The 21,953-nt window shown below is 35.5% G+C and carries 24 protein-coding genes and 3 tRNA genes; 19 read left to right on the forward strand and 8 right to left on the reverse strand.

Annotated elements, in window-relative coordinates; all coding sequences use genetic code 11:
• Window positions 1-6: 6 nt before the first annotated feature.
• Both rpsG and rpsL read right to left on the reverse strand, forming a co-directional pair.
• Window positions 7-483 (reverse strand): 30S ribosomal protein S7, encoded by a 477-nt coding sequence (rpsG, locus tag ACQWU4_RS08100; protein ID WP_048501161.1) that lies wholly within the window; start codon window positions 481-483, stop codon window positions 7-9.
• Between the two features lie 23 nt (window positions 484-506).
• A complete protein-coding gene (gene rpsL, locus ACQWU4_RS08105; RefSeq protein ID WP_002983146.1) occupies window positions 507-920 on the reverse strand; it encodes a 30S ribosomal protein S12 in 414 nt (137 codons plus the stop codon).
• Between the two features lie 379 nt (window positions 921-1,299).
• On the opposite strand from rpsL, the gene ACQWU4_RS08110 reads away from it, so the two are divergent.
• From ACQWU4_RS08110 to ACQWU4_RS08140, 7 genes are all read left to right on the forward strand, one after another.
• Window positions 1,300-1,776: a Dps family protein gene (locus tag ACQWU4_RS08110; protein ID WP_429935261.1), complete on the forward strand. Its 477-nt coding sequence runs from the start codon at window positions 1,300-1,302 to the stop codon at window positions 1,774-1,776.
• A gap of 94 nt (window positions 1,777-1,870) precedes the next feature.
• Window positions 1,871-3,049, forward strand: coding sequence for a nicotinate phosphoribosyltransferase (pncB, locus tag ACQWU4_RS08115; protein WP_429935262.1), 1,179 nt, complete (start codon window positions 1,871-1,873; stop codon window positions 3,047-3,049).
• 4 nt (window positions 3,050-3,053) lie between these two features.
• Entirely contained in the window at window positions 3,054-3,524 is a 471-nt protein-coding gene (locus ACQWU4_RS08120) for a YciI family protein (protein ID WP_429935263.1), read from the forward strand.
• A gap of 130 nt (window positions 3,525-3,654) precedes the next feature.
• Window positions 3,655-3,900: a hypothetical protein gene (locus ACQWU4_RS08125; protein ID WP_429935264.1), complete on the forward strand. Its 246-nt coding sequence runs from the start codon at window positions 3,655-3,657 to the stop codon at window positions 3,898-3,900.
• A gap of 87 nt (window positions 3,901-3,987) precedes the next feature.
• Window positions 3,988-4,668, forward strand: a complete 681-nt coding sequence (locus tag ACQWU4_RS08130; protein WP_429935265.1) for a hypothetical protein — start codon at window positions 3,988-3,990, stop codon at window positions 4,666-4,668.
• Window positions 4,669-4,764: 96 nt separating this feature from the next.
• Window positions 4,765-6,267: a DNA recombination protein RmuC gene (gene rmuC, locus ACQWU4_RS08135; RefSeq protein WP_429935266.1), complete on the forward strand. Its 1,503-nt coding sequence runs from the start codon at window positions 4,765-4,767 to the stop codon at window positions 6,265-6,267.
• 30 nt (window positions 6,268-6,297) lie between these two features.
• Window positions 6,298-7,065, forward strand: coding sequence for a TrmH family RNA methyltransferase (locus ACQWU4_RS08140; protein ID WP_429935267.1), 768 nt, complete (start codon window positions 6,298-6,300; stop codon window positions 7,063-7,065).
• A gap of 127 nt (window positions 7,066-7,192) precedes the next feature.
• Here ACQWU4_RS08140 and ACQWU4_RS08145 read toward each other — a convergent pair whose 3' ends face one another.
• Window positions 7,193-7,543 carry a hypothetical protein gene (locus ACQWU4_RS08145; RefSeq protein WP_429935268.1) on the reverse strand — a complete coding sequence of 117 codons (351 nt, stop codon included), beginning with the start codon at window positions 7,541-7,543 and terminating at the stop codon, window positions 7,193-7,195.
• A gap of 182 nt (window positions 7,544-7,725) precedes the next feature.
• On the opposite strand from ACQWU4_RS08145, the gene ACQWU4_RS08150 reads away from it, so the two are divergent.
• Both ACQWU4_RS08150 and ACQWU4_RS08155 read left to right on the forward strand, forming a co-directional pair.
• Window positions 7,726-8,907, forward strand: a complete 1,182-nt coding sequence (locus tag ACQWU4_RS08150) for a hypothetical protein (RefSeq protein ID WP_429935269.1) — start codon at window positions 7,726-7,728, stop codon at window positions 8,905-8,907.
• Window positions 8,891-9,472, forward strand: a complete 582-nt coding sequence (locus ACQWU4_RS08155; RefSeq protein WP_429935270.1) for a hypothetical protein — start codon at window positions 8,891-8,893, stop codon at window positions 9,470-9,472. Before ACQWU4_RS08150 ends, ACQWU4_RS08155 begins: the two co-directional genes overlap by 17 nt.
• On the opposite strand, the gene ACQWU4_RS08160 is transcribed toward ACQWU4_RS08155, so the two are convergent.
• A complete protein-coding gene (locus ACQWU4_RS08160; protein ID WP_429935271.1) occupies window positions 9,421-9,996 on the reverse strand; it encodes a 5-formyltetrahydrofolate cyclo-ligase in 576 nt (191 codons plus the stop codon). The two genes, ACQWU4_RS08155 and ACQWU4_RS08160, sit on opposite strands and share 52 nt — an antisense overlap.
• 50 nt (window positions 9,997-10,046) lie before the next feature.
• On the reverse strand, window positions 10,047-11,417 hold the full coding sequence (locus ACQWU4_RS08165) for a rhodanese-related sulfurtransferase (RefSeq protein ID WP_429935272.1): 1,371 nt from the start codon (window positions 11,415-11,417) through the stop codon (window positions 10,047-10,049).
• A gap of 363 nt (window positions 11,418-11,780) precedes the next feature.
• Here ACQWU4_RS08165 and ACQWU4_RS08170 point away from each other — a divergent pair, with 363 nt between their 5' ends.
• Complete coding sequence (locus ACQWU4_RS08170; protein ID WP_429935273.1) at window positions 11,781-13,310, forward strand: trypsin-like peptidase domain-containing protein; 1,530 nt, start codon at window positions 11,781-11,783, stop codon at window positions 13,308-13,310.
• Window positions 13,311-13,370: 60 nt separating this feature from the next.
• Here ACQWU4_RS08170 and ACQWU4_RS08175 read toward each other — a convergent pair whose 3' ends face one another.
• The 3 genes from ACQWU4_RS08175 to ACQWU4_RS08185 form a co-directional block, all read right to left on the reverse strand.
• Window positions 13,371-13,826 carry a hypothetical protein gene (locus tag ACQWU4_RS08175; RefSeq protein WP_429935274.1) on the reverse strand — a complete coding sequence of 152 codons (456 nt, stop codon included), beginning with the start codon at window positions 13,824-13,826 and terminating at the stop codon, window positions 13,371-13,373.
• Window positions 13,826-14,206, reverse strand: a complete 381-nt coding sequence (locus ACQWU4_RS08180; protein WP_429935275.1) for a RidA family protein — start codon at window positions 14,204-14,206, stop codon at window positions 13,826-13,828. The genes ACQWU4_RS08175 and ACQWU4_RS08180 overlap by 1 nt, the downstream gene beginning before the upstream one ends.
• Before the next feature lie 132 nt (window positions 14,207-14,338).
• Entirely contained in the window at window positions 14,339-16,924 is a 2,586-nt protein-coding gene (locus tag ACQWU4_RS08185; RefSeq protein WP_429935276.1) for a putative LPS assembly protein LptD, read from the reverse strand.
• 51 nt (window positions 16,925-16,975) lie between these two features.
• Here ACQWU4_RS08185 and ACQWU4_RS08190 point away from each other — a divergent pair, with 51 nt between their 5' ends.
• The 9 genes from ACQWU4_RS08190 to ACQWU4_RS08230 all read left to right on the forward strand — a co-directional run bounded on the left by ACQWU4_RS08190 (window position 16,976) and on the right by ACQWU4_RS08230 (window position 21,935).
• Window positions 16,976-18,265: an N-acetylmuramoyl-L-alanine amidase family protein gene (locus tag ACQWU4_RS08190; RefSeq protein ID WP_429935277.1), complete on the forward strand. Its 1,290-nt coding sequence runs from the start codon at window positions 16,976-16,978 to the stop codon at window positions 18,263-18,265.
• A gap of 58 nt (window positions 18,266-18,323) precedes the next feature.
• Window positions 18,324-18,395: transfer RNA gene (locus tag ACQWU4_RS08195), tRNA-Glu, on the forward strand.
• A gap of 439 nt (window positions 18,396-18,834) precedes the next feature.
• Complete coding sequence (locus ACQWU4_RS08200) at window positions 18,835-19,155, forward strand: hypothetical protein (RefSeq protein WP_429935278.1); 321 nt, start codon at window positions 18,835-18,837, stop codon at window positions 19,153-19,155.
• Window positions 19,156-19,222: 67 nt separating this feature from the next.
• Window positions 19,223-19,477: a 30S ribosomal protein S20 gene (rpsT, locus tag ACQWU4_RS08205; protein WP_048501176.1), complete on the forward strand. Its 255-nt coding sequence runs from the start codon at window positions 19,223-19,225 to the stop codon at window positions 19,475-19,477.
• 10 nt (window positions 19,478-19,487) lie between these two features.
• Window positions 19,488-19,559: transfer RNA gene (locus ACQWU4_RS08210), tRNA-Glu, on the forward strand.
• 97 nt (window positions 19,560-19,656) lie between these two features.
• Window positions 19,657-19,728 (forward strand) — tRNA-Glu (locus ACQWU4_RS08215).
• A 114-nt stretch (window positions 19,729-19,842) separates the two neighbouring features.
• Window positions 19,843-20,421, forward strand: a complete 579-nt coding sequence (locus ACQWU4_RS08220) for a Crp/Fnr family transcriptional regulator (RefSeq protein ID WP_429935279.1) — start codon at window positions 19,843-19,845, stop codon at window positions 20,419-20,421.
• Window positions 20,422-20,480: 59 nt separating this feature from the next.
• Complete coding sequence (locus ACQWU4_RS08225; protein ID WP_429935280.1) at window positions 20,481-21,107, forward strand: FMN-dependent NADH-azoreductase; 627 nt, start codon at window positions 20,481-20,483, stop codon at window positions 21,105-21,107.
• A gap of 171 nt (window positions 21,108-21,278) precedes the next feature.
• Window positions 21,279-21,935 (forward strand): FadR/GntR family transcriptional regulator, encoded by a 657-nt coding sequence (locus tag ACQWU4_RS08230; protein WP_429935281.1) that lies wholly within the window; start codon window positions 21,279-21,281, stop codon window positions 21,933-21,935.
• Window positions 21,936-21,953 lie beyond the last annotated feature (18 nt).

Consider the following 21,953-nt stretch of genomic DNA (forward strand, 5'->3'; position numbering starts at 1 on the left):
TTCAGATTAGAATTTAAAGTGTGAGAAAGCTTTGTTAGCTTCCGCCATCTTGTGAGTATCAGATTTCTTTTTGTAAGCAGCACCTTCTTCTCTAGAAGCAGCTACTACTTCATTAGCTAATTTCAAAGCCATAGACTTATCATTTCTCTTTTTAGAGTAGCTAATTAACCATTTCATTGCCATAGAAATTTTTCTATCAGCTCTGATTGGCATAGGGATCTGGAAGTTAGCTCCACCTACTCTTCTAGAACGTACTTCTACGTGAGGCATTACATTTGTAAGTGCATCTTTCCAGATTTCAAGGGCTGTTTTCTCGTTATCTCCTTTTTTAGTTTCTACGATATCCAATGCATCATAGAAAATTTTGAATGCGATTGACTTCTTACCGTCAAGCATTAAGTTGTTTACGAATCTCGTTACCAATTGATCATTAAATTTCGGATCTGGTAACAACGGTCTTTTTTTCGCTTTTGTCTTTCTCATTGCTTTTGTACCTTATTTAATGATTATTTTTTCTTTCCTTTTGCAGGAGCAGCAGCTGCTTGTCCTGGTTTAGGTCTCTTAGCTCCGTACTTAGATCTTCTCTGTGTTCTTCCATTTACACCAGCTGTGTCTAATGCACCTCTTACGATGTGGTAACGTACTCCCGGTAGGTCTTTCACCCTTCCGCCTCTAACCAATACTATCGAGTGCTCTTGAAGATTATGTCCTTCGCCCGGGATATAGGCGTTAACTTCTTTACCGTTAGAAAGTCTTACCCTTGCTACTTTTCTAAGTGCAGAGTTAGGTTTCTTCGGTGTAGTTGTATATACTCTCGTACATACACCACGTCTTTGTGGACAAGAATCAAGGGCAGCCGATTTGCTCTTCTTGGCAAGCGTGGCTCTTCCTTTTCTTACTAATTGTTGAATAGTAGGCATTTAATTGCTTTTTATTTTAGGGTGCAAAAATAGTAATATTTTTTTAATCTGCAAACACTTATATAAAAATTAAAATCAAACACTTACACAAAAAAGACATTGCCTTTTGGAAACCGAATAACGGACTATCGATATATACTGGAAAAATGCAAAAGCACAATATTGTTTTTTACTTAAAGACAGTATATTAAATAATTGTAAAACTTATTCAAGCAGATTAAGTATACTTTATTTATATCAAAGCTTGCCATCACTTAAATAGGAAACTTATTAATACTTCCAAACTATTTTAGAAAATTTTCTTATAGTTATCTTCTATTGAGATTAACGGCTTTTCGGCACAATATTCTCTAAATTTGTTAACATAAAAAATAAACATATGAAAAATGCAAGCATTATCGGCCTGAAAGAAGCCGACTGTAAAAACATTTCAGAAAAATTAAATATTCTTTTAGCCAACTATTCAATATTTTATCAGAATACAAGAGGTTCACACTGGAATATCAAAGGGGATCAGTTTTTCACCCTTCATCCTAAATTTGAAGAACTGTATAACAGCCTTGTATTGAAGATCGACGAAATTGCAGAAAGAATCCTTACATTAGGTGCCACTCCTGCACACAATTATTCAGACTATCTGAAAGTAGCAACAATCAAAGAGACCAAAGAGGTAACGGATGGTAATAAAAGTGTTGAACTTATTCTCAGTTCTTTTAAAGTGGTGATCGATCTGCAGAGAGAGCTTCTTGATATTACGGACAAAGCAGGAGATGAAGGGACAAATTCTCAGATGAGCGATTATATTACCGAACAGGAAAAAGAAGTATGGATGTACAATTCTTATTTAGGGAAGTAACAGACAAAAATCACCCGATTAATAAAAAAATCGTCTTACATTTAGGCGATTTTTTATTTTAAATGACTATATTTGCGTTAAAATTACACATATTATGAATGACGTTCGATTAAACTCTATTCTGGATAATGATTTCTATAAAATAACAATGCAGAATGCTGTGGTGAAGCTATTTCCAAGCTCTATTGTGAAATATGAATTCATTAACAGAGGAAAGCACCAGTTTCCGGAAGGTTTTGATGCAGCTTTAAAGGAAGCAGTCAATAAAATGGCAGAATTGAAGCTTACCAAAGAAGAAAAAAAATTCATGGCAAGAACCTGTCCTTATATAGACCTTCCCTACTTAGATTTTTTGGAAGGCTATCACTATGATCCGTCTGAGGTGAAAATACATCAGGAAGGCAGTGATCTTTCTGTAACCGTTGAAGGGCTTTGGTACAGGACAATCCTATGGGAAGTTCCTCTTCTTGCTTTGATCAGTGAGCTTCACTATGAAATGAATCACATGGAGCGGGATTCTAATGAGATCGTTATGAACAGAACTCTGGAGAAAGCTGATTCGCTTGCAAGACTTGGAGTCAATTTCGCAGAATTCGGGACCAGAAGAAGACATTCTTATAAGGTACAGAATCTGGTGATGGAAGCTTTAACACAAAGTAAAGAATCTACTTTCATTGGAAGCTCAAACGTTCATTTTGCCATGAAATATAGTGTAAAACCAATCGGCACTCACGCCCATGAATGGTTTATGTTCCATGCCGCTGAATATGGATTCAAAATGGCCAATGAAATGGCGCTGGAACATTGGGTGGATGTTTACAGAGGGGATCTTGGAGTTGCCCTTTCAGATACCTATACTACTGATGTTTTCTTTCAACAGTTTGACAAGAAATTCGCAAAACTGTTTGACGGTGTACGCCATGACAGTGGCGATCCTTTAGAGTTTGCAGATAAAACAATCGCTCACTACGAAAATAACGGAATCAATCCTTTATTTAAATACATTATCTTCTCTGATGCTTTGAATTTGGAAAAGGTAGAGGAAATTACAAATTACTGTAAAGGAAAAATCGGCGTATCATTCGGAATCGGAACAAATCTTACCAATGACGTAGGTTTAAAACCAATGAATATCGTTATGAAATTAATTGGTGTACAGGCTCCGAACAAAGAATGGATCCCAACCGTAAAGCTTTCCGACGAGCATGGAAAATATACCGGTGATCCTAAAATGATTGAACTGGCAAAAGAATTTTTAAGAATAAAAGATTAACACAATGAAACTAAAAACATTTTTAACCCTATCCCTTCTGGCAGGAACACTATCCTTTGCACAGGAAAAAAAAGCTGAAAAGCCAAAATTCAACCAGGAGCTGGCAACATCTCTGGGCGCTGATAAATATGGAATGAAAGCCTATACCATTGTCATGCTGACTACAGGTACAACAAAAGTTGAAGACAAAGCCAAAATGGGAGAACTGATGAAAGGCCATATGGCGAATATCGGAAAACTGGCTGATGAAGGAAAGATTATTGTGGCCGGACCTTTCCTGGAACAAAACAAAGAAAACTACCGCGGTATGTTTATTTTCAACACAAAATCTAAGGAAGAGGCTGAACAGTGGGTAAAAACCGATCCTGCAGTACAGGCCGGAGTTTTCGGGTATGAAATCCTTCCATGGTATGGCTCTGCTGCATTGCCTCTGTATTTAAAACATCATGGGGAAATTTCTAAGGAAAATCCATAGAAAGACTTCATTAAAATATTTCAAAATTTAAATAAATCACTATGTAACATCATGGTGATTTATTTTTTATTAACTTAGAGACTCATTTTCAAGATTTTACAAATTAAAACCATCAAAAAAAATTAATTACATGAAAAAAATGAACTTATCAAAACTTTCAAGAACAGCATTGAAAGATGTATTCGGGGGAACTCTTTATCCTGCCCTGGAATGCTATTCGGACAGAGAATGCAGCCGTCACGGTGAAGCAATGATCATCTGCCCGGACGGAACCACAACCATGACCGGCTATATGTGTATGGGAGGAATATGCATGCTTGCCACAGGATTCTGCAGACCAATTGTCCTGGATCCTGAACCAGTTCTACTTCCATAACTTTAGATTTTAAGATATAATTACAGTGAGTCTTTCCGCCTCACTTTTTCACTATATTTAAGTCAATAAAACAACACCATCACAACCATGAAAAAAAGCCTAAGCATTTTTCTTTTATTCTGGCTATCACTATTCTGTGCAGGCCAGAATAAGAAATATGCAGAGATTATCAACTCTGGATATAATGGAAAAATATATTCTATTACAACCAAAATATACAATGATTCCCTTAAAGAGAAAACTGCTGATTCTTTAATTTCCACAAGAACCCGCTATTATAACAAAGATGGAAATGCCACAAAAGAAGTCTATCAAAATAGAAATGATTCTCAAATTACTGATTATGAATATAAAAATGGGATAAGAAAAGGATATTCTATAAATAAAGACGGAGAAGTCTGGACCAATGCGGAAATTATTCAGCAGAAAACAGGCCATCTCATCAATACATACGCTTTACATACAATGCCAGTATCAAAAGAAGTATATAAATACAATAGCGATTTTAAAATAAAAAACAATGACCGGACCATCTACAATAATCAAAATGGTAAAATTATAAAACACACATTCACGGAATATTATTATGATAAAGATGGATTCATTTCCGGATATGACATAAAAGACTTGCTGACGTCGAAACTGATCACCTATAGATTTCAGATCCTGCAGAAAGATGCTCACAAGAATCCGAAAAGAATAATATTGTTAAAAAACAATACTCCGTTTCAGATTCATTTAGTAGATATTGAATATTATAAGCATTAGATTCCGAATATTTAAGTTGAATCAGTAACAATGAAACCGGAAATTTTAATGGTTCCCCGTAAAAGAAATCAATTTTTCTTTTTGTAATTTTGAAACATGGAGATGACATATTTAATTATTGGATTTATTGCCGGCGGAATTCTGGGAGCCGTTATTTTGTATTTTGCCTTAAAATCATCTACGGTTTCAAGAAATTCCTATGATGAACTGAATAATCTGCATATCAAAAATCAGTCAGATCTGGAAAATCATAATCTGAAAATTCAGGAGCTTAATCAAAATATCAATAAGGAAAAAGAGCAAAACCAGCAGCAAACTGATCTTTTAAGTGATCTGAAAAATGAATACGCAAAAATTTCCGCGGAACATGCTTCTTTAAATTCTCAATTTTCAGAACAGAAGCAGCTTAATTCGAAACAGACTACTCAAATAGAAGCTCTTTTATCTGAAAAGCAGCATATTTTTGCCAAAAACTCTGAACTTTCAGCTAAAAATGATGGCTTACAACAATCTTTAAATACTCAAAAAGAAGAAATCACAAAGATTCAGGAAGAATCTAAGCTCCAGTTTGAAAATCTGGCTAATAAAATTTTAGAAGAAAAAACTGAAAAGTTTACCACTTTAAATCAAAATAATTTAAAAACTATTCTTGAACCTTTTCAGGAAAAAATTGCAGATCTTAAGAACAGGGTAAATGAAGCCTATGAACAGGAAAATAAAGAGCGCTTCTCTCTTGCTGAAAAAGTAAAAGAGCTTGCCGAACTGAACCAACAAATCTCAGAAGATGCTAAAAAACTCACCAGAGCTTTGAAAGGTGAAAGCAAAACCCAGGGGAATTGGGGAGAAATGATCCTTGAAAGCATTCTAGAAAAATCCGGACTCGTAAAAGGAAGGGAATATTTTCTTGAGCATGAGCTTCGTGACGAAGACAATAAAGCATTATTCTCAGAATTTTCCGGTAAAAAAATGCGTCCTGATGCTGTTGTAAAATATCCTGACGAAAGAAATGTAATCATCGATTCCAAAGTATCTTTAACATCATTCACAGAATTGGTAGATGAGAATGATCCCGACGTATATGCAATGAAACTCAACCAGCATTTAGGCTCTATCAAAAACCACATTCTTCAGCTAAGCCAGAAAGCTTATGATGATTATGGAAAATCCCTGGATTTCGTGATGATGTTTATTCCGAGTGAGCCAGCTTATATTGCCGCTATGCAGGCTGATCAGAATCTTTGGAATTTCGCTTATGAAAGAAGGATTCTGCTTCTTAATCCAAGCAACCTGATCACTTCCCTGAAACTGATTGCAGATTTGTGGAAGCGTGAATATCAAAACAGGAACTCCATGGAAATTGCTGATCGCGGAGCTAAGTTATATGATAAATTTGTTGGCTTTGTAGAAAATCTCGAGAAGGTCGGAAAAAACCTTGATCAGGCTAAAAATGTATACAATGATGCTTACAAGCAGCTTTCTACAGGAAATGACAACCTTGTTATCCAAACTCAGAAGCTGAAGTCTTTGGGGATTAAAAACAAAAAAGATCTGCCACAGAGCCTTATTGATAACAGCAATTTTTTAGAGACAGAAAACTAAGAAACCCATTATTTTGCATAATTTTGCAGCATGTTGATAGAAAGTTTTCAAAACGATAAAATAAAAAATGTCACCAAACTTCTGGCAGACAACAGGTTTCGTAAAAAATCAAAAGTTTTTGTTGTAGAGGGGCAGCAGGAAAACGAAAGAGCCTTACAGTATGATTTTGAACCTGTAGAATTTTTTATCTGTGAAAATATCTTTAAAGGAAAGCTTCCAGAAGGAAAAACCCATTATGTAAGTGAAAAAGTATACGAAAAAATAGCTTACAGAGGAAGCTCTGAAGGAATTATAGGGATCTACAAAACTAAAGATAACCTCCTTTCATCTTTTATTCCTAAAGAAAATTCTACCGTAATTATTGTGGAAGGTGTTGAAAAACCCGGAAATCTTGGGGCAATACTGAGAAGCTGTGAGGCTTTTGGAATTGATGCCCTGATTGTTGCGGACGGAAAGGCTGATTTTTATAATCCTAATGTGATACGGTCAAGTGTCGGATGCCTTTTCGGAATGGAAGTTTATGATGCTGAAAATGAAGAAACCCTGGACTTTCTCCAGAAAAACAATTTCAACATCTACACCACACTTATGGATGAAACCGCTGAAGATATTTATAAAAGAGATTTTACCCGGCGCTCTGCTGTATTATTCGGAACCGAGCATTCCGGATTAAGTGATTTCTGGATCGGAAAGGGAAAAAACACCTTGATTCCAATGGCCGGAAGTATTGACTCTTTAAATTTGAGCAATGCAGTAGCCATTACCTGCTATGAGTCATTAAGACAAAAGAAAGGATAATATATATTTAATGGAAGAAGGAAGTTAATTGTGTACTCCTCCATTCTTTATTCTATTTAAATATAAAGCATAAAAAAACCGTCTCACCAGGTGAAACGGTTCTTTTATTGTTAAGCTTATGCTAGAATTATTTCTTAGCAGCGTCTTTAACTTCTTTTGCAGCATCTTTAACTTCTTTTGCAGCACCTTTAGCAGCATCAGCAGCTCCTTTAGCAGCGTCAGCAGCAGCTTCAGTTGTAGCTTTAGCAGCATCAGCACCAGCAGCAGTTGTAGCAGCAGCAGCATCTTTAGTAGCGTCAACAGCAACGTTAGCAGCTGAATCAATTACTTTAGCAGCAGAATCAGAAACTACAGCAGCAGAATCAGCAACGTTAGCAACAGCTGAATCAGTAGCACCTTCAGTAGAAGTAGCTTCAGTTTTTTTACAAGCAACTAGAGAGATTGCAGCGATAGCAGCTACGAATAATGACTTTTTCATAATAAATTAAATTTAATTTTGTTAATATTGTTTTTATAAATTTTCTTCTGTTCTGTTATTTGAACAAGACAAAGGTAGAGCAGATACAAAAGTTGTTTATGAAAAATAATTGTAATACATTTGTAAAATTGTTTTACAAAAAAACAATGCTGATAATCAACAATTTAATTATTTTATAAAAATTGACAGATTTAGATCTATTGCACTTTGAACAGTTAAAAAAAGATGTTCAGACCGAATATTTAAAAAAATCTACTCCTTCTCATGATGAAATTTCAAAATGGAAAGGGATAGATATCATATATTTCCAGGAAGACCTCCGCAAAAAAGCGAAAGGTAACATCAGCGAAAAATCATTTTATACCTATTTCAAGACTTCGCCGGTTACCAAATTACCAAGAATTGATATGCTCAATTTATTGAGTGTTTATGCAGGATACGAGTCATGGTATGACTTTAAGAAACAGCATCTTTTCGCCGGAGAATTACTCTCGGAAAATGAGGATCTTGAGGAAGAAGAGATCGTAGAACTGGAAAAAACAGTTTCTTCTGCTCCTGAATTACCAAAAACTGATGTTCAGGCTAAAAAGATAGAATACCAGCCTCAGGAAAACATCGATTTACAAAAATCAAATACTGAAAATCAAGTAATTACACAAAATCCAATTACACCCACAACAGCAGAAATACAAACTCCTGTAGTGAGAAAAAATTTGCTTAAAAAGAATGCATGGGCCATAATTACCTCTGTTTTGATTGCTGTAACCGGAGTTCTCGGGTTTAAAGATGAAATTTTTTCAAAAACTTATAAATATTGTTTCACAGATAAAGACCGCGGTGTTTCCGTAATCAATACTCTTGAAATAAGGGTGATCAAAGAAAATGAATCTCCACTTCTCTATAAATTGAAACCGGGAGAATGTTTCTATTATTCCACGAAGGACAAAAACCTCAAAATGCAGATAAGCGCTCCTTTCTATGAGTATCTGGAAGTCAACAGAAATCTGGAAAATGCTCCTGATGAAGAAATGATTGAGCTTAAACCTGATGATTATAAAATGGCAGCCTACTATTTCTCAATTAAAGACGTAAAAGGCGGTAATCCGGAGGAACAGATAGCCCTTATCAAACAGAAAAGGAACCAACTGGAAAACCTGATCAGCAACAGCGCTGTTATTTATCAGATATACGACAACAAAACGTACGGTATAGAGAGGCTTGACAAGCAGAAATACATTACACTGGTAACAACACCTACCACATCACTGAAAAACCTTAATGTCATAGAAATGAAAAAAGACAATAAGGGAAAAATAGTATCTATCAAATTTAAAATCGCATCCACAGATGAAGAAAATAAATAAGTTTTTAATCTTCGCAGTACTTTTTTTAGCATTTGTTTCCTGCAATAATAAAAAGACAGAAGTAAGCGATCTCGATAAATTAAGAAACAGCACCAATGTAAAAAGCTATCCCGCTGTACAAATGGATAGTATGCAGGCTATTAATTCCATTACAAAACAAAAAGTACAGGAACTTCTTGATCTATCTACGCTTTATCTTTCCGGCAACAGAAACACAGAGATTGATACGGTGATTTACTCACAGATGCAGAGCTATTTCCATAAACCGGATTCACTGACGTTTAAAAAACTGTTCAGAGAACTGGACAGCCTTAAAGTAAAATCGGTGAAAGTAAACAACCTGAATGTTTATAAAGAATTTTATAAAAAAGATACACTGGATTATGCGAAATTCAATCTGGAATATTTTGATGCAAAAAATAAATCCCTGGGAACTTTTGAAAAAAATGCCCAATATATTCTGCTTTCTACTCCGATGATCAAAAAAGAATTTAAATTTTATTTCTTAGATTTCTATTCAGACCCGTTAAAGAAAGACAGTACATCCGTTGGAGTAGCCAGGTAATCCACAGGAATATCATTTTCCCAGACATCGTCGATATTTTCATCGGGACTGAAGTAATTGATACCAACTTTTTTGGATGCAGCAGAAATACTTTGGAAGAATCCATCGTAAAAACCTTTTCCGTAGCCTACTCTATTTCCTTTATGGTCGCAATAAAGCAAAGGCGTGATCACAAAATCAAAATGAAGTTCTCCTGAATCTTCATTGGAAACAGGCTCTGAAATTCCCCAGCTGTTGGTTTCAAATACAGTTTCTTCAGTAATTTCCACTGAAATCAATCTGTCTGTCAAAACTTTAGGAACAAAAACACGTATGTTTTTCTCCAGGAAAACCTTAATGAAAATGTTAGTATTGATTTCATTAAACTTTTCGATTGGGATGAATATATGCACTTTCTGCCCTGCTTCTGGTTGAAAATAATTCAAAAAATTATCAAGAATTTTCTCAGATAACAGGAAAGCCTCATCAATTGACAAGGCTTTTCTTTTCTGCATGTATTTTTTTCTAAGCTCTGCTTTCAGCATGACTCAATTATTTTTTACTGAAATATTTCTACAGGCAACTTCTTCTGTAATTATGCATTTTCAGAAGGTTGTACAATTTTATATAATTTATCAGACAAACGGGTTCTGAACGGGATTTCAAAAGTAATCTGATCTCCTTTTTTTGCCGTTTCACAAGGATTTCCATTAGCGAAAATTTCAGTAATTGTAAATTCCTGCTCACCGGTTGTAGGACCTGAAATCAATACTTTATCACCTACAGAAAGTTCTTTATTCTCCAATAAAAACTGTCCGATTTTTGATTTTGAATAATAATGTTCCGCCTTTCCGATCAGAACTTTTTTGACTGTTATTTTTTGGCGGATATTTTTTGTTTCTGCTTTTGCTAAAGGTTTGTCAGGTAAATCGCCTGAATTTTTAAATTTCAAAGCATCAGATTTCCCTTTTCTGAACACTTTATTTCCAACCTGCAGTCCTTTTCTTAATTTAACCTGCTCATCCCAAGGTAAGTGGATGGTTTCCAGACATTCTGTAGAACAGCAGTTTTCCATTGCCTCTTTACATTCGTCACACTGGATAAATAATAAATGACAGGCATCATTGGAACAGTTGGTATGGTTATCACAAGGTTTTCCGCACTGATGACACTGAGAAATGATATCGTCAGTAATTCGCTCGCCTAAACGATGATCGAATACAAAGTTCTTCCCGATAAATTTACTTTTTATACCTTCTTCCTTTATCTGACGGGTATATTCAATAATTCCGCCTTCCAGTTGGTATACATTTTTGAAACCCTGATGCTTGAAGTAAGCACTGGCTTTTTCACAACGGATTCCTCCTGTACAGTACATTAGCAGATTCTTATCTTCTTTATAATCCTGTAACTGTTCGTTGATGATCGGTAAACTTTCTCTGAAATTTTCTACATCGGGAGTAATAGCTCCTTCAAAATGACCTACTTCACTTTCATAATGGTTTCTGAAATCCACCACAATTGTATTCGGATCTTCAAGCAGATTATTAAATTCCTGAGCTTTTAAGTGAATTCCTTTATTGGTAACATCGAAAGTATCGTCATTCAGACCATCAGCAACAATTTTATTTCTGACTTTTATCGTCAGTTTTAAAAAAGAATGATTGTCCTGATCAACCGCTACATTTAAACGGATCCCTTTCATAAAATCATAGACTTCCAGCGTATCACGAAATGCTTCAAATTGATCCGCAGGAATACTCATCTGAGCATTAATTCCTTCATTTGCCACATAAATACGGCCAAGCGCATCTAATGCATTCCAGGCTATAAATAATTCGTCGCGAAATTTTTTGGGATCTTGAATTTTCGCATACGCATAGAAAGACAAAGTAAGACGGTCTTTACCGGCTTCATCAATAAGTTGAGCTCTTTCTTCTGCGCTTAAGGTGTTATACAGTTGCATGCTATAAACGTTTTAAGTGAGAAAAATATTTTTGCAAAGATAATCATTTTTCAATTAAGTATAGGATCAGGGAAGCCCCAGCCTTTCATATGTGTTAGTCAATAAAAGGTTTTTGGATTAATTGTTGTATCTTAATCATGATATTTTTATACTACCTGCCTAACAAAATGTCACATTTTTACTTTAATAATTTTTTAAGTTTTGTTAATACAGCAGCCGTGATTACGACATAATGTATAAAATGACACAATAGCAGTTAAATTTTAGTTAAAATTGAAACATCACGTAATAACTGACTACTTATTTAGCATTAAATTTGCTTAGTGTAAAACAGTTAATCATAAATAAAAAGAAAGATATACAATGAAGAGTACTTTAAAAAAACTATTACCATTTGCAGTAGTTGGAGTTGTTTCAGGAGCAACTACCGTTGGGACATTACAATATTTCGGTCAGCATTCTAATAATAGTGACCAGTCTTACTTCACAGCAACAGCTCCTAATGCATCATTTGTAGGAATGAATACAGGAACTGTAGGTGATGATTTCGTAAAAGCGTCTAAGACTACCGTTCCGGCTGTTGTGACGATCAAAAACTATCAGAGTAGATCAACGAGCAGAGCTTCAGAGCAGGATTTGTTTGATTTCTTCTTCGGAGATCCTTTCGGAGGTGGAGGCGGACAGCAGAGACAGAAGCAGCAGGCTCCGGACAATATGCCTTCGGGAATGGGATCAGGGGTAATTATTTCCCCGGACGGATATATCATCTCCAACAACCACGTTGTAGCGGGCGCCAATAAACTGGAAGTTGTCTTAAGCAACAAGAAGGCTTATATCGCAAACCTTGTAGGGACTGACCCAAATACAGATATTTCATTATTAAAGATTGAAGAAAAAGGGCTTCCTTATTTAAATTTTGCTAATTCAGACAATATTGAGGTTGGACAATGGGTACTTGCAGTAGGAAATCCACTTGGATTAAATTCTACAGTAACAGCAGGAATTGTTTCCGCCAAAGGTAGAGGAATTGGTATTCTTGGAGGTCAGGGGAAAGCTACAAACCCAATTGAAAGCTTTATCCAAACCGATGCAGCAATTAACCCGGGTAATTCAGGAGGGGCACTGGTAAACGTCAACGGTGATCTTATCGGGATCAACTCTGCGATCCAGTCTACTACAGGATATTATCAGGGGTACGGATTTGCTGTTCCTTCCAATTTAGCAAGAAAAATTGTTGAAGATATCAAGAAATTCGGAATCGTACAAAGAGGATTCTTAGGGGTTTCATCATTAGACCTTTCTAATGACCAGCAAGTGATGGCTTACAACAAGCAGTTCAAAACCAATATTAAAGCCGGTTCCGGAGTATATGTAACAGGATTTGGGGATAACAGCGGTGCTGAAGATGCAGGCCTGAAAAAAGGAGATATCATCACTAAAATAGATGCTTATGACATTACAGATTTCGCTGATCTTTCCATGTCTATCGGAAGCAAACGTCCTGGTGATAAAGTTCAGGTAACTTATTCAAGAAACGGCAAGGAAAATACCACTACAGTAACACTGAAGGATCAGAAAGGAGGAACTTCCACAAGAACAAAGGCTGATTTAAGCGTTACTGAAAAAATAGGGGCAGAATTTGATCCGCTTACTGAAAAATTTAAAACAGAATACGGATTAAACAGCGGTGTTGTTGCTAAAGATGTAAACGAAGGAAGTGAGATGGCCAAAATCGGAATTGTAGACAATTACATCATTATAGAGATTAACGGCAAACCGGTGAATTCACAGAAAGATGTAGAAAAGATCCTGGATAAATATCAGGGTAATGTACAGGTGAAATTTGTAGATGACTATGGAAGAATCTATACCAAAGGATTCAAAATGCCTTAATAAATACAGACAATAGTCTTTTCATATCAAGAAAAACGCTGCAGAAATCTGCAGCGTTTTTTATTTTGTTTTGTTCATTTTCTCAGCAATTCTTCTTTTGCTTTTCCGCTCATAAATGACAGCTACAATTTTTCCTCCGATCCATGAAAACGGAAAGAAAGTAAGGAAAATAGAGATCTTATAAAATGTAGGATGATACGGAAATATAATAACATCCAGCATGGCGATGAAAAGCATAATAAATCCGATAAGAATAGCATACGCCACCTTAGCATATTTTACGATAAGTGCAGTAGCTACTCCCCCTACCGTTGTTCCCAATCCCGAGATAAACAAAAGGAATCCGAAAAAGGCATTATCGCCTCTCATGCTGTAAAGAAACCTTTGCCAGTGTTCAAAAGGAGCAAAAGCCTCGAAAGTGATCCATTGCGGAAAAACTCTTATACCAAGAGTGATAATAAGCCCTGCTATGGCAAGACCTACAAGAACCGCAATTGTATTTCTTATAAAGTTCATTAATCCTGATGTGCGATCATAGAAATTTCAATATCAACATTCTTAGGCAGGCAGGAAACCTGTACAGTTTCACGAGCCGGATAGCTGTCTGCATCAAGATATGAAGCATAAATATCATTCATTACAGCAAAATCATCCATACTTTTAAGGAAAATGGTTGCTTTCACTACATTTTTGAAAGTCATTCCTGCTTCAGTAAGGATAGCCTCAAGGTTTTTCATAACCTGATGCGTTTCCTTCTCAATTCCCTCTACCAATTTACCAGTTGACGGATCTACAGGAATCTGTCCCGAAATATATAAAACTCCGTTCGCCATATTAGCTTGTGAATAAGGCCCGATTGCTGCAGGTGCATTAACTGTGTTGATTATTTGTTTCATATGTGGATATTTATTTTTTTAGATCTTATGCAATCACCATCATTTTATTCAAAATTTTTGTTAATGGGAAATACATTAGAATTTATTCTGGTTGCAAATATAAAATTTATATTTACAATTGTCAATCTGATATTAGAAAGGTGCTCCTGGTTGTGTGAAACTTCTGTCTTTATACTTCAGCGCATCACTTAAGATATTGGCTTTGATACCGATAAAGAAGTCATAAACCTTATACTGCCCGAAAGGAACCCAGTTGAAATTGATCGTAAAACTTCGCTGGTCTCTGGAAAACCCGATTCTTGTGTAAGCCAGATCTTTTGTCACCAGGTCAAAATGCGTACTTCCATTGATATTCCAGTACGGAGTCAGTTTGATGCTTCCGTCCAGACCTATTGAGGCAATCTTGGTACCAAGTGCTGACAATCCCTTTGAATAGGCATAGTTCGCATTAATATTCAAAGTCCATGCCTGATCGAAATGAGCATAGTTATCATCATCAAAATAATAATTTTCATTTCTTACTTCTCCTTTTGCAGGATATTTTTTGGCATAATCTGTTTTTTCACCAAAGATCTCGCTGCTCAAAGGATAAGATAACTGTACGTTGAATCCTTGTACACTGAAATGCCCAAACTCTTCTGTTCTCACTCCTTGTGTTGCACCCGGTGCAAAAACTATTTTATATGGATCAAGTGAAAGACTTGTATTGACATTTAATTTATTATTGAAGAAAGAAGACTGCCCGTTAATACTAAATACAGACCAAGGATGATCTTTTGCCGCAAAGTTGTAGTTTCCTGAAAGGCTAAGAGATTCAAAGATCTTTATTTTCTTCACTCCGGTAGAATCACTTTTAGACTTTACCTTCATTTCAATATTATTTCCAATATTAAAACCTAAAGCTCCTACTACTCCACTTGACGGGCTTCCTACAATTCCTTTCTCAAAAATAGAATAAGGTGTCAAAGCTCCTTGTGCATTATAGTAATTTTTATAATATCCAAATCCAGGACTTGAGAAATCCGGTGAATACGTAAAGCTAAGACTTGGCGTCATCATATGTCTTACTGCTTCCACCGCAGAACCTTTTTTAAACTTCAGCATTCCGTAAAGGGTTGTCTGAAGACTGGCAGATGAAGAGAACGTAGAATATCCTGCAATGTTTTTCTGAATTTCATCCACTTCCACATTTTTTACAGGATCATAATATTTATTAAGTGTTTTCGTAGTTAAAGCATTATCAATAGTTGCACTTAAACTGAATGTAAAATATTTTGCCAAGGTTGTATTTGTTCCCAGAGCAATATTATTCTTAAGTCCCGTCTGCATTTTATCCCACATTGCCTTTGTAAAAAGCTCATTCTCTTGCGTGGTCACAAAGTTTGTAAGGTTAAAACCTGTGTTCACGGTAATATTTTCAAGAAGTCCCTGTCTCACTCCGGTTTTTGATTTAAACAGATAAAACTGATTGATTGCCACATTCATTTGAGGAAGACGGAGATCTGCAAGTCCGGTAGCAAAGTTTTGAGAATAGGATGCCGTTCCGGTAATGGTAGCAGGCAGTTTTAAGAATCTTTTTGTAACCGTTACCGCTGAACTCTGCTGTGTATTCAGCACATTCTGGTTGAAAATATAGTTATTGTTAAGCGGGTTGTTATAAAATTTGGTACTTACGATATCCACAGAAGCGCTGAAAGTCAGGAAAGGGTTCGCCTTTGTATCCTGAGTATGTGTCCATGCAATTCTGTAGGTACTGTTTTTGGTATAATCATCCAAACCTTTAATTCCTCTTACCATTGTTCCCACATCTGCTGTAAATGTTCCGGAATAGCGGTATTTCTTGAGGTAATTCATCTGAGGCCTTAAGTTCCAGCTTCCTTTGGTATAAATATCGGCAAGTACTTTAAGGTCAAAATGTTCTCCGATCGGCTGATAATACCCCAATCCATTCAGGAAGAATCCTACATCTTCCCTTTCCCCGAAACTCGGAATCAGGATACCGGCTGCTCTTTTTTGCGAAAACGGAAGGATGGCAAAAGGAAGAATAAGAGGTGTAGGTACCTTTTCTATATACATCTGTATAGGTCCCGTAACAATCTGTGATTTATCTTTATTCTTGATCAGCTTAATATTGGATGCACGCATAAAGTAATCTGCAGCCGTATCTTTTTTCTTGATATAATATTCATCTGTAGTATAATCCGCATTCCTCATTGCGAAAACAGAATCATTATATTTTTTGGTTTTCTGTGCTGTAATTACTCCTTCACTTTCTTCTGTCCTCGCATTGAAAGCTATGGCCTGCTTGGTTTTTGTATTGTAGCTGAACTCATTGGTCTCATACTTCTTACCGGCCTGAGTAGTTATTACAGGTTCAATGATTTTGCCTAAAGAATCCTGTTTTCCGCGGGCGTAGATCAGATTTTTATTGTCATCAATAGAAATATAATCTGCATCAATCTGCATGTCCTGGTATTTCACCTGGGCATTTTTATTCAGGAAGGTCATTTTCTTAGGAACATCTCTTCGCTGATCATCTGCTTTTGTTCGGAGAACATCATCTAAAGCTTCCTTTTTTACAACAATGGTATCCTTTTTGGAAATAGTATCATTAACCACATTTTTAGGCAATTTTTCAAGGGTTTTCTGTGCTAAAAAATTGTTAAAAATTAGGATAATTAAAATTTGTAATATATTTTTGAGGACGGTTTTGGCCAATTTTATTCTATAATTAAGGCTCAAAATTAGTATAATTTTTAAAACTGTAAGATGTACAAACAAAAATTTAAAATAATTTTATCATTTCTCCTTCTTCTTTCCGGCATTTTAATTTTCTCTCAAAAGAAATTTACAATTGTTTTGGATGCTGGTCATGGGGGAAGTGATCATGGAGCGAACAGGACTTATGCAGATATCGGAAGGGTTGCTGAAAAAGACGTTACGCTTGCCGTTACCCTAAAAGTAGGGGCCATGCTGGAAAAAAACAGAGATTTCAAAGTTATATATACCCGTAAGTTCGATGAATATCCTTCTCTTTCTGACAGAACTAATTTAGCTAACAGAAGTAAAGCTGATTTATTTGTCTCCATCCACTGTAATTCTTCACAAAGACCTACCGCTTACGGAACTGAAACCTATGTACAGGGACCTAATCAGAATGATGAGAATCTGGAAGTTGCGAAAAGAGAGAATGATGTGATCTTTCTTGATGAAAAAGACAGACAGACCTTCGGTTCTTATAACCCGAGTTCTCCGGAATCTCTTATTGCACTGAAACTTCAGCAAAACAAATATCTGGAATCCAGCCTGCTGCTTGGCGGATTGGTGGAAGACAATTTTGTGAATAAAGATAAGAGATTTTCAAGAGGTGTTTTTCAAAAAAACCTTCACGTACTTCGAATGAATGCAATGCCCTCTGTACTGATAGAAACCGGTTTCATCAACCACCCGGAAGAAAGCCATTATCTGGCATCTGATAAGGGGCAAACCGAGATTTCGGAAAGTATCTACAATGCCATCATTGACTATAAAAAAGCCATTGACAGAAAAACAGGAGGTTCTTCTATAGCTGTAAGAAAACCTGAGCCTGAAAAGCCTGCCGAATCTCCTTTAAAAAATGATTTCAGAATTCTTTTACTTAGCTCTCCTGTAAAATATAATGACGGAGACCCTGCTTTAAAAGGCTTAAACTATATTCTTCCTATTAAAGATAACGGACAGTACAAATACTACTACGGAGTAACCAATATGGCTTCGATAAGAGATATCAATCTTAAAACTGCTAAGGATGCAGGATTCAGAAATGCTTATGCAGTAGGATTTATGCCTAACCAAAAACTTTTGACTGGCTATTATACTATTGAAGTATATACAGGCGATAAACTTAATGGCAACTCGTTTATTCTTCAGACATTGAAAGATGTGGAAAGAAATAAAGACAATGGAGTGTTTTATTACACCTATGGTAAAGTATTTACGTTAGAAGACGCTGTAAAGCTTCAAAAAGACCTTGAATCCAAAGGAATCAAGAATACTATTATCCAAAAAGTTTTTAAATAACGTAAAAAATAATTTTGGAGTTAAAAAGTTAATTATTACCTTTGCAACCTCAAAATTTGGCCTATTCGTCTAGTGGTCAGGACTCAAGATTTTCATTCTTGCAACAGGGGTTCGATTCCCCTATAGGCTACATTTCATAAAATCAAGGACTTTTAATCGAGTCCTTTTTTTATTCCCCCATTTTAACAAATTTAAAAAAAAATCTCTGCTCATGTAAATACCGGTTATTTTTCATAACATAAGAACTTATTCATTCTAAAACTTTCTTATAAGAAGATGAAATTTGATTCCACAATAATATAATCGAGCATGAATTATTTTATATAAATCAGTTGGGATTTAATTATTTATGATAAAATTTGCAGAACCCGTAATAATATATGGCCAAGCTATTAGGAAATTAAAAAAAATTATTTATTTTTGCAACCGCATTTATTCTCAATGAAACAGTAAAGTCTGCATAAACCCTTAAAGTGCTTTCTTTATTTTGAGAAAAAGCAAATGATTGAATACTAATTTATTAAGTCTTTTGGACAAAATCCTATAGTAGACTACCCAAATTTTATATCATGCCGGATTTAAAAATACAAGAAGCGAAACTTCTTTTTAAGAAAATCCACTCTAACCCAAAAAGTTATGATTTACAGATCAATGAAGACGGGATTACAGGCAGGGATGATAAAATAAGTTTCAGACTTTACCGGACAGGAGAAAGGGTTGCCTTTGAAGTAACAATTGATGGTCTTTCCTTTACTAATACTACGGGAGAATGGAACAATGCAATGATTATGCTAAGCAGCACAATCAAAAAAATAGAGCGAGAACAAGAGAATTTAAAAATAGAACAAGCAATAGATAAACTCAGAAAATACCTGTCAGAAGAAATTTAAAAAAAGTTAAAAATAAATTTGGCAGATTGGAAAAAAGTTTATAGTTTTGCACTCACATTTGAACGATATGGCAAATCATAAATCAGCATTAAAGAGAATTAGACAAAACGAAGTTAGAAAGGTTCGTAACAGATATTATCACAAGACTGCAAGAACTGCTCTTAAAGTTTTGAGAAATGAAGAAAACAAAGCTGCTGCTACAGAGCAACTGCCAAAAGTTATCGCTTTATTGGATAAATTAGCTAAGAAAAACATTATCCACAAAAACAAAGCTGCTAACTTGAAAAGTAAATTAACTAAGCACGTTAATAAATTAGCGTAAAAGTATAGTTGGCCCGTTCGTCTATCGGTTAGGACCTCAGATTTTCATTCTGGTAAGAGGGGTTCGATTCCCCTACGGGCTACTAAATATAATTACTACTAACCGAGTAATTATATGATAAGAGTTGTAAACTTATAAAAACAAAAATCTAACACACTATTTAATAGTGGAAGATAGAGGGCCCGTTCGTCTATCGGTTAGGACCTCAGATTTTCATTCTGGTAAGAGGGGTTCGATTCCCCTACGGGCTACTAAACAGGAAAAGTGATTATTCATTTTTCCTGTTTTTCTTTTTATATACTTTACAATCCCTTTCATTACATTTGCTTACCAATAATTCTTTAAATCATAATAGATTGAACGGTTTGCAAAAATTAACTGACACCATTTCAAAGCATGTTCAACTCACAAAAGAGGAACAAGCGCTTATGGATACCTTCTGGTCAAAAAAGGTTTTGGAGAAAGGTGACTATCTGTTGAGAAACGGAGAAATTTGCCGTACGGATAACTATATCGTCTCCGGGACTTTGAAGGCATTCTGTATAAATACTGACAGCGGTGATGAAGAGGTTCTTTATTTTTCTATAGATGACTGGTGGGCAACGGATATGGAGAGTTTCCGCAAACAGGAACCATCTATATACAATATCCAGGCGTTAGAAAAAACAGAACTTTTACAAATCAGTTTTCATTCTTTTCAAAAAATGCTGGAACAGATTCCTGCCCTTGAAAGATATTTCCGGATCATTTTGGAAAGTTATCTCGGAGCTTTGCAAAAAAGAATTATCTATAATCATATTTATAATGCAGAATACCGTTATCTGGATTTTCTTCAGACCTATCCGGAAATTGCAGTCAGAATCCCACAATATCTGATTGCCTCCTATCTGGGGATCTCAGCAGAATTCCTGAGCAGGATTCGCAAGAAAAATAAAATCCATTGAACTAGATCAATATCCTTCATTTTTTAAGTTCGGACCTTTGTTTTATTAAATTTAAAGAGATGAACAAATTACTTATTATCAATGCAAGCATCAGAGCGGAACGGTCATACAGCAGAAAACTGACTCAATTATTTGTTAATAACTGGACAAGCAGACATCCGGATGACCATATCACTTTCAGGGAAGCAGGTCTGGAAATTATAGAACCTATTAACGAAAAATGGATTGCAGGAGCATTTACAAAACCGGAAAACCGGAATGAAGAAAATCAGAAAGCATTACAGTTCAGCAATGAGCTGATAAAAGAGCTGAAGGAAAACAATATTTATGTAATTGGAACACCTATGTACAATTGGTCTATTCCCAGTGGACTAAAAGCCTATATAGATCAGGTAATAAGAATCAATGAAACATGGAAATTCCGCTCCGGAAAACCTGATGGCGACTATGTCGGACTGCTCGAAAACAAGAAGCTATTCATCCTTTCAAGCAGAGGAGACACAGGATATGGCGAAAGTGAAAAAAATGAGCATATGAATTTCCAGACAACCTACTTAAAATTTGTTTTCGGAATGATGGGAGTGAAAGATGTAACCATAATCTCACTGGATAACGAAGAATTTGGAGGTGAAATATTTGAAGAATCCAAACGGGATATTTTCAAGATCATTAGTGCTATTGAATAACATAATTAATTGATTTAAAATACATTAAAAAACTTATTTATAATCTGAATATAAAGAGAGACATTACCTGCAGCTCTCTTTTTTATTTGCATCATTTAAACTTTATCTAATTTGTTGTGGATATTCCGGAAAAAGATTTACCTTTGCATTCATCAGATGATAAGATGTATTATGCAGATTCAAAGAAAATCATTAGCTCAGGAAGTCGCAGAGAGATTGATTCAGGGAATAATCAACGATGAATATGCCATCGGTGACAAGCTTCCTATTGAGCCTGAACTGATGAAGATTTATGGAGTGGGCCGGTCCAGCATCCGGGAAGCTATAAAAATCCTTTCAATAAAGGGAGTTTTAAGTGTTCAACAGGGTGTAGGTACATTTGTGACTTCCAAAAATGTGCAGGAATCATTGGAAACTCAGATCAGCAAGGCTGAGATTGAAGAAGTATATGAAGTACGTTCTCTTCTTGATTCAAAAATTGCAGCAAGAGCAGCAACCTATCGGAGTGAAAAAGAACTGGAAACTATTAAAAAGTATCTGGATCTCAGAGAAAAACTGGCTGCTGAAAACCTTGCTCAGGAATGTTATCAGGCTGATATCAATTTTCACATTTCCATTGCTGAAGCGTGTGGCAATAGCCTTTTGAAAGAAATCTACAAAATTACAAGTAAGAATATCCTCAGAACTTTTGAAACCAGCCATAACAACAATACCGAATCTTTCAGGCTTTCACAAAAAATACATACTGATCTTTATAAATGTATAGAAAATAAAGATCCTGAAAATGCTGCCCGTATTGCTCAGCTCATTGTTGATAAAGTTTATTAAAAATAATTTTTTAATCAA

Origin of the sequence: Chryseobacterium sp. MIQD13 (assembly GCF_050496705.1) — a bacterium.
GTDB lineage: Bacteria > Bacteroidota > Bacteroidia > Flavobacteriales > Weeksellaceae > Chryseobacterium.

Coding starts and splice junctions, on each gene's coding strand:
- rpsG (WP_048501161.1), bottom strand. CDS start 483: ATGAGAAAGACAAAAGCGAAAAAAAGACCGTTGTTACCAGATCCGAAA.
- rpsL (WP_002983146.1), bottom strand. CDS start 920: ATGCCTACTATTCAACAATTAGTAAGAAAAGGAAGAGCCACGCTTGCC.
- ACQWU4_RS08110 (WP_429935261.1), top strand. CDS start 1,300: ATGAAAAATGCAAGCATTATCGGCCTGAAAGAAGCCGACTGTAAAAAC.
- pncB (WP_429935262.1), top strand. CDS start 1,871: ATGAATGACGTTCGATTAAACTCTATTCTGGATAATGATTTCTATAAA.
- ACQWU4_RS08120 (WP_429935263.1), top strand. CDS start 3,054: ATGAAACTAAAAACATTTTTAACCCTATCCCTTCTGGCAGGAACACTA.
- ACQWU4_RS08125 (WP_429935264.1), top strand. CDS start 3,655: ATGAAAAAAATGAACTTATCAAAACTTTCAAGAACAGCATTGAAAGAT.
- ACQWU4_RS08130 (WP_429935265.1), top strand. CDS start 3,988: ATGAAAAAAAGCCTAAGCATTTTTCTTTTATTCTGGCTATCACTATTC.
- rmuC (WP_429935266.1), top strand. CDS start 4,765: ATGGAGATGACATATTTAATTATTGGATTTATTGCCGGCGGAATTCTG.
- ACQWU4_RS08140 (WP_429935267.1), top strand. CDS start 6,298: ATGTTGATAGAAAGTTTTCAAAACGATAAAATAAAAAATGTCACCAAA.
- ACQWU4_RS08145 (WP_429935268.1), bottom strand. CDS start 7,543: ATGAAAAAGTCATTATTCGTAGCTGCTATCGCTGCAATCTCTCTAGTT.
- ACQWU4_RS08155 (WP_429935270.1), top strand. CDS start 8,891: ATGAAGAAAATAAATAAGTTTTTAATCTTCGCAGTACTTTTTTTAGCA.
- ACQWU4_RS08160 (WP_429935271.1), bottom strand. CDS start 9,996: ATGCTGAAAGCAGAGCTTAGAAAAAAATACATGCAGAAAAGAAAAGCC.
- ACQWU4_RS08165 (WP_429935272.1), bottom strand. CDS start 11,417: ATGCAACTGTATAACACCTTAAGCGCAGAAGAAAGAGCTCAACTTATT.
- ACQWU4_RS08170 (WP_429935273.1), top strand. CDS start 11,781: ATGAAGAGTACTTTAAAAAAACTATTACCATTTGCAGTAGTTGGAGTT.
- ACQWU4_RS08175 (WP_429935274.1), bottom strand. CDS start 13,826: ATGAACTTTATAAGAAATACAATTGCGGTTCTTGTAGGTCTTGCCATA.
- ACQWU4_RS08180 (WP_429935275.1), bottom strand. CDS start 14,206: ATGAAACAAATAATCAACACAGTTAATGCACCTGCAGCAATCGGGCCT.
- ACQWU4_RS08190 (WP_429935277.1), top strand. CDS start 16,976: ATGTACAAACAAAAATTTAAAATAATTTTATCATTTCTCCTTCTTCTT.
- ACQWU4_RS08200 (WP_429935278.1), top strand. CDS start 18,835: ATGCCGGATTTAAAAATACAAGAAGCGAAACTTCTTTTTAAGAAAATC.
- rpsT (WP_048501176.1), top strand. CDS start 19,223: ATGGCAAATCATAAATCAGCATTAAAGAGAATTAGACAAAACGAAGTT.
- ACQWU4_RS08225 (WP_429935280.1), top strand. CDS start 20,481: ATGAACAAATTACTTATTATCAATGCAAGCATCAGAGCGGAACGGTCA.
- ACQWU4_RS08230 (WP_429935281.1), top strand. CDS start 21,279: ATGCAGATTCAAAGAAAATCATTAGCTCAGGAAGTCGCAGAGAGATTG.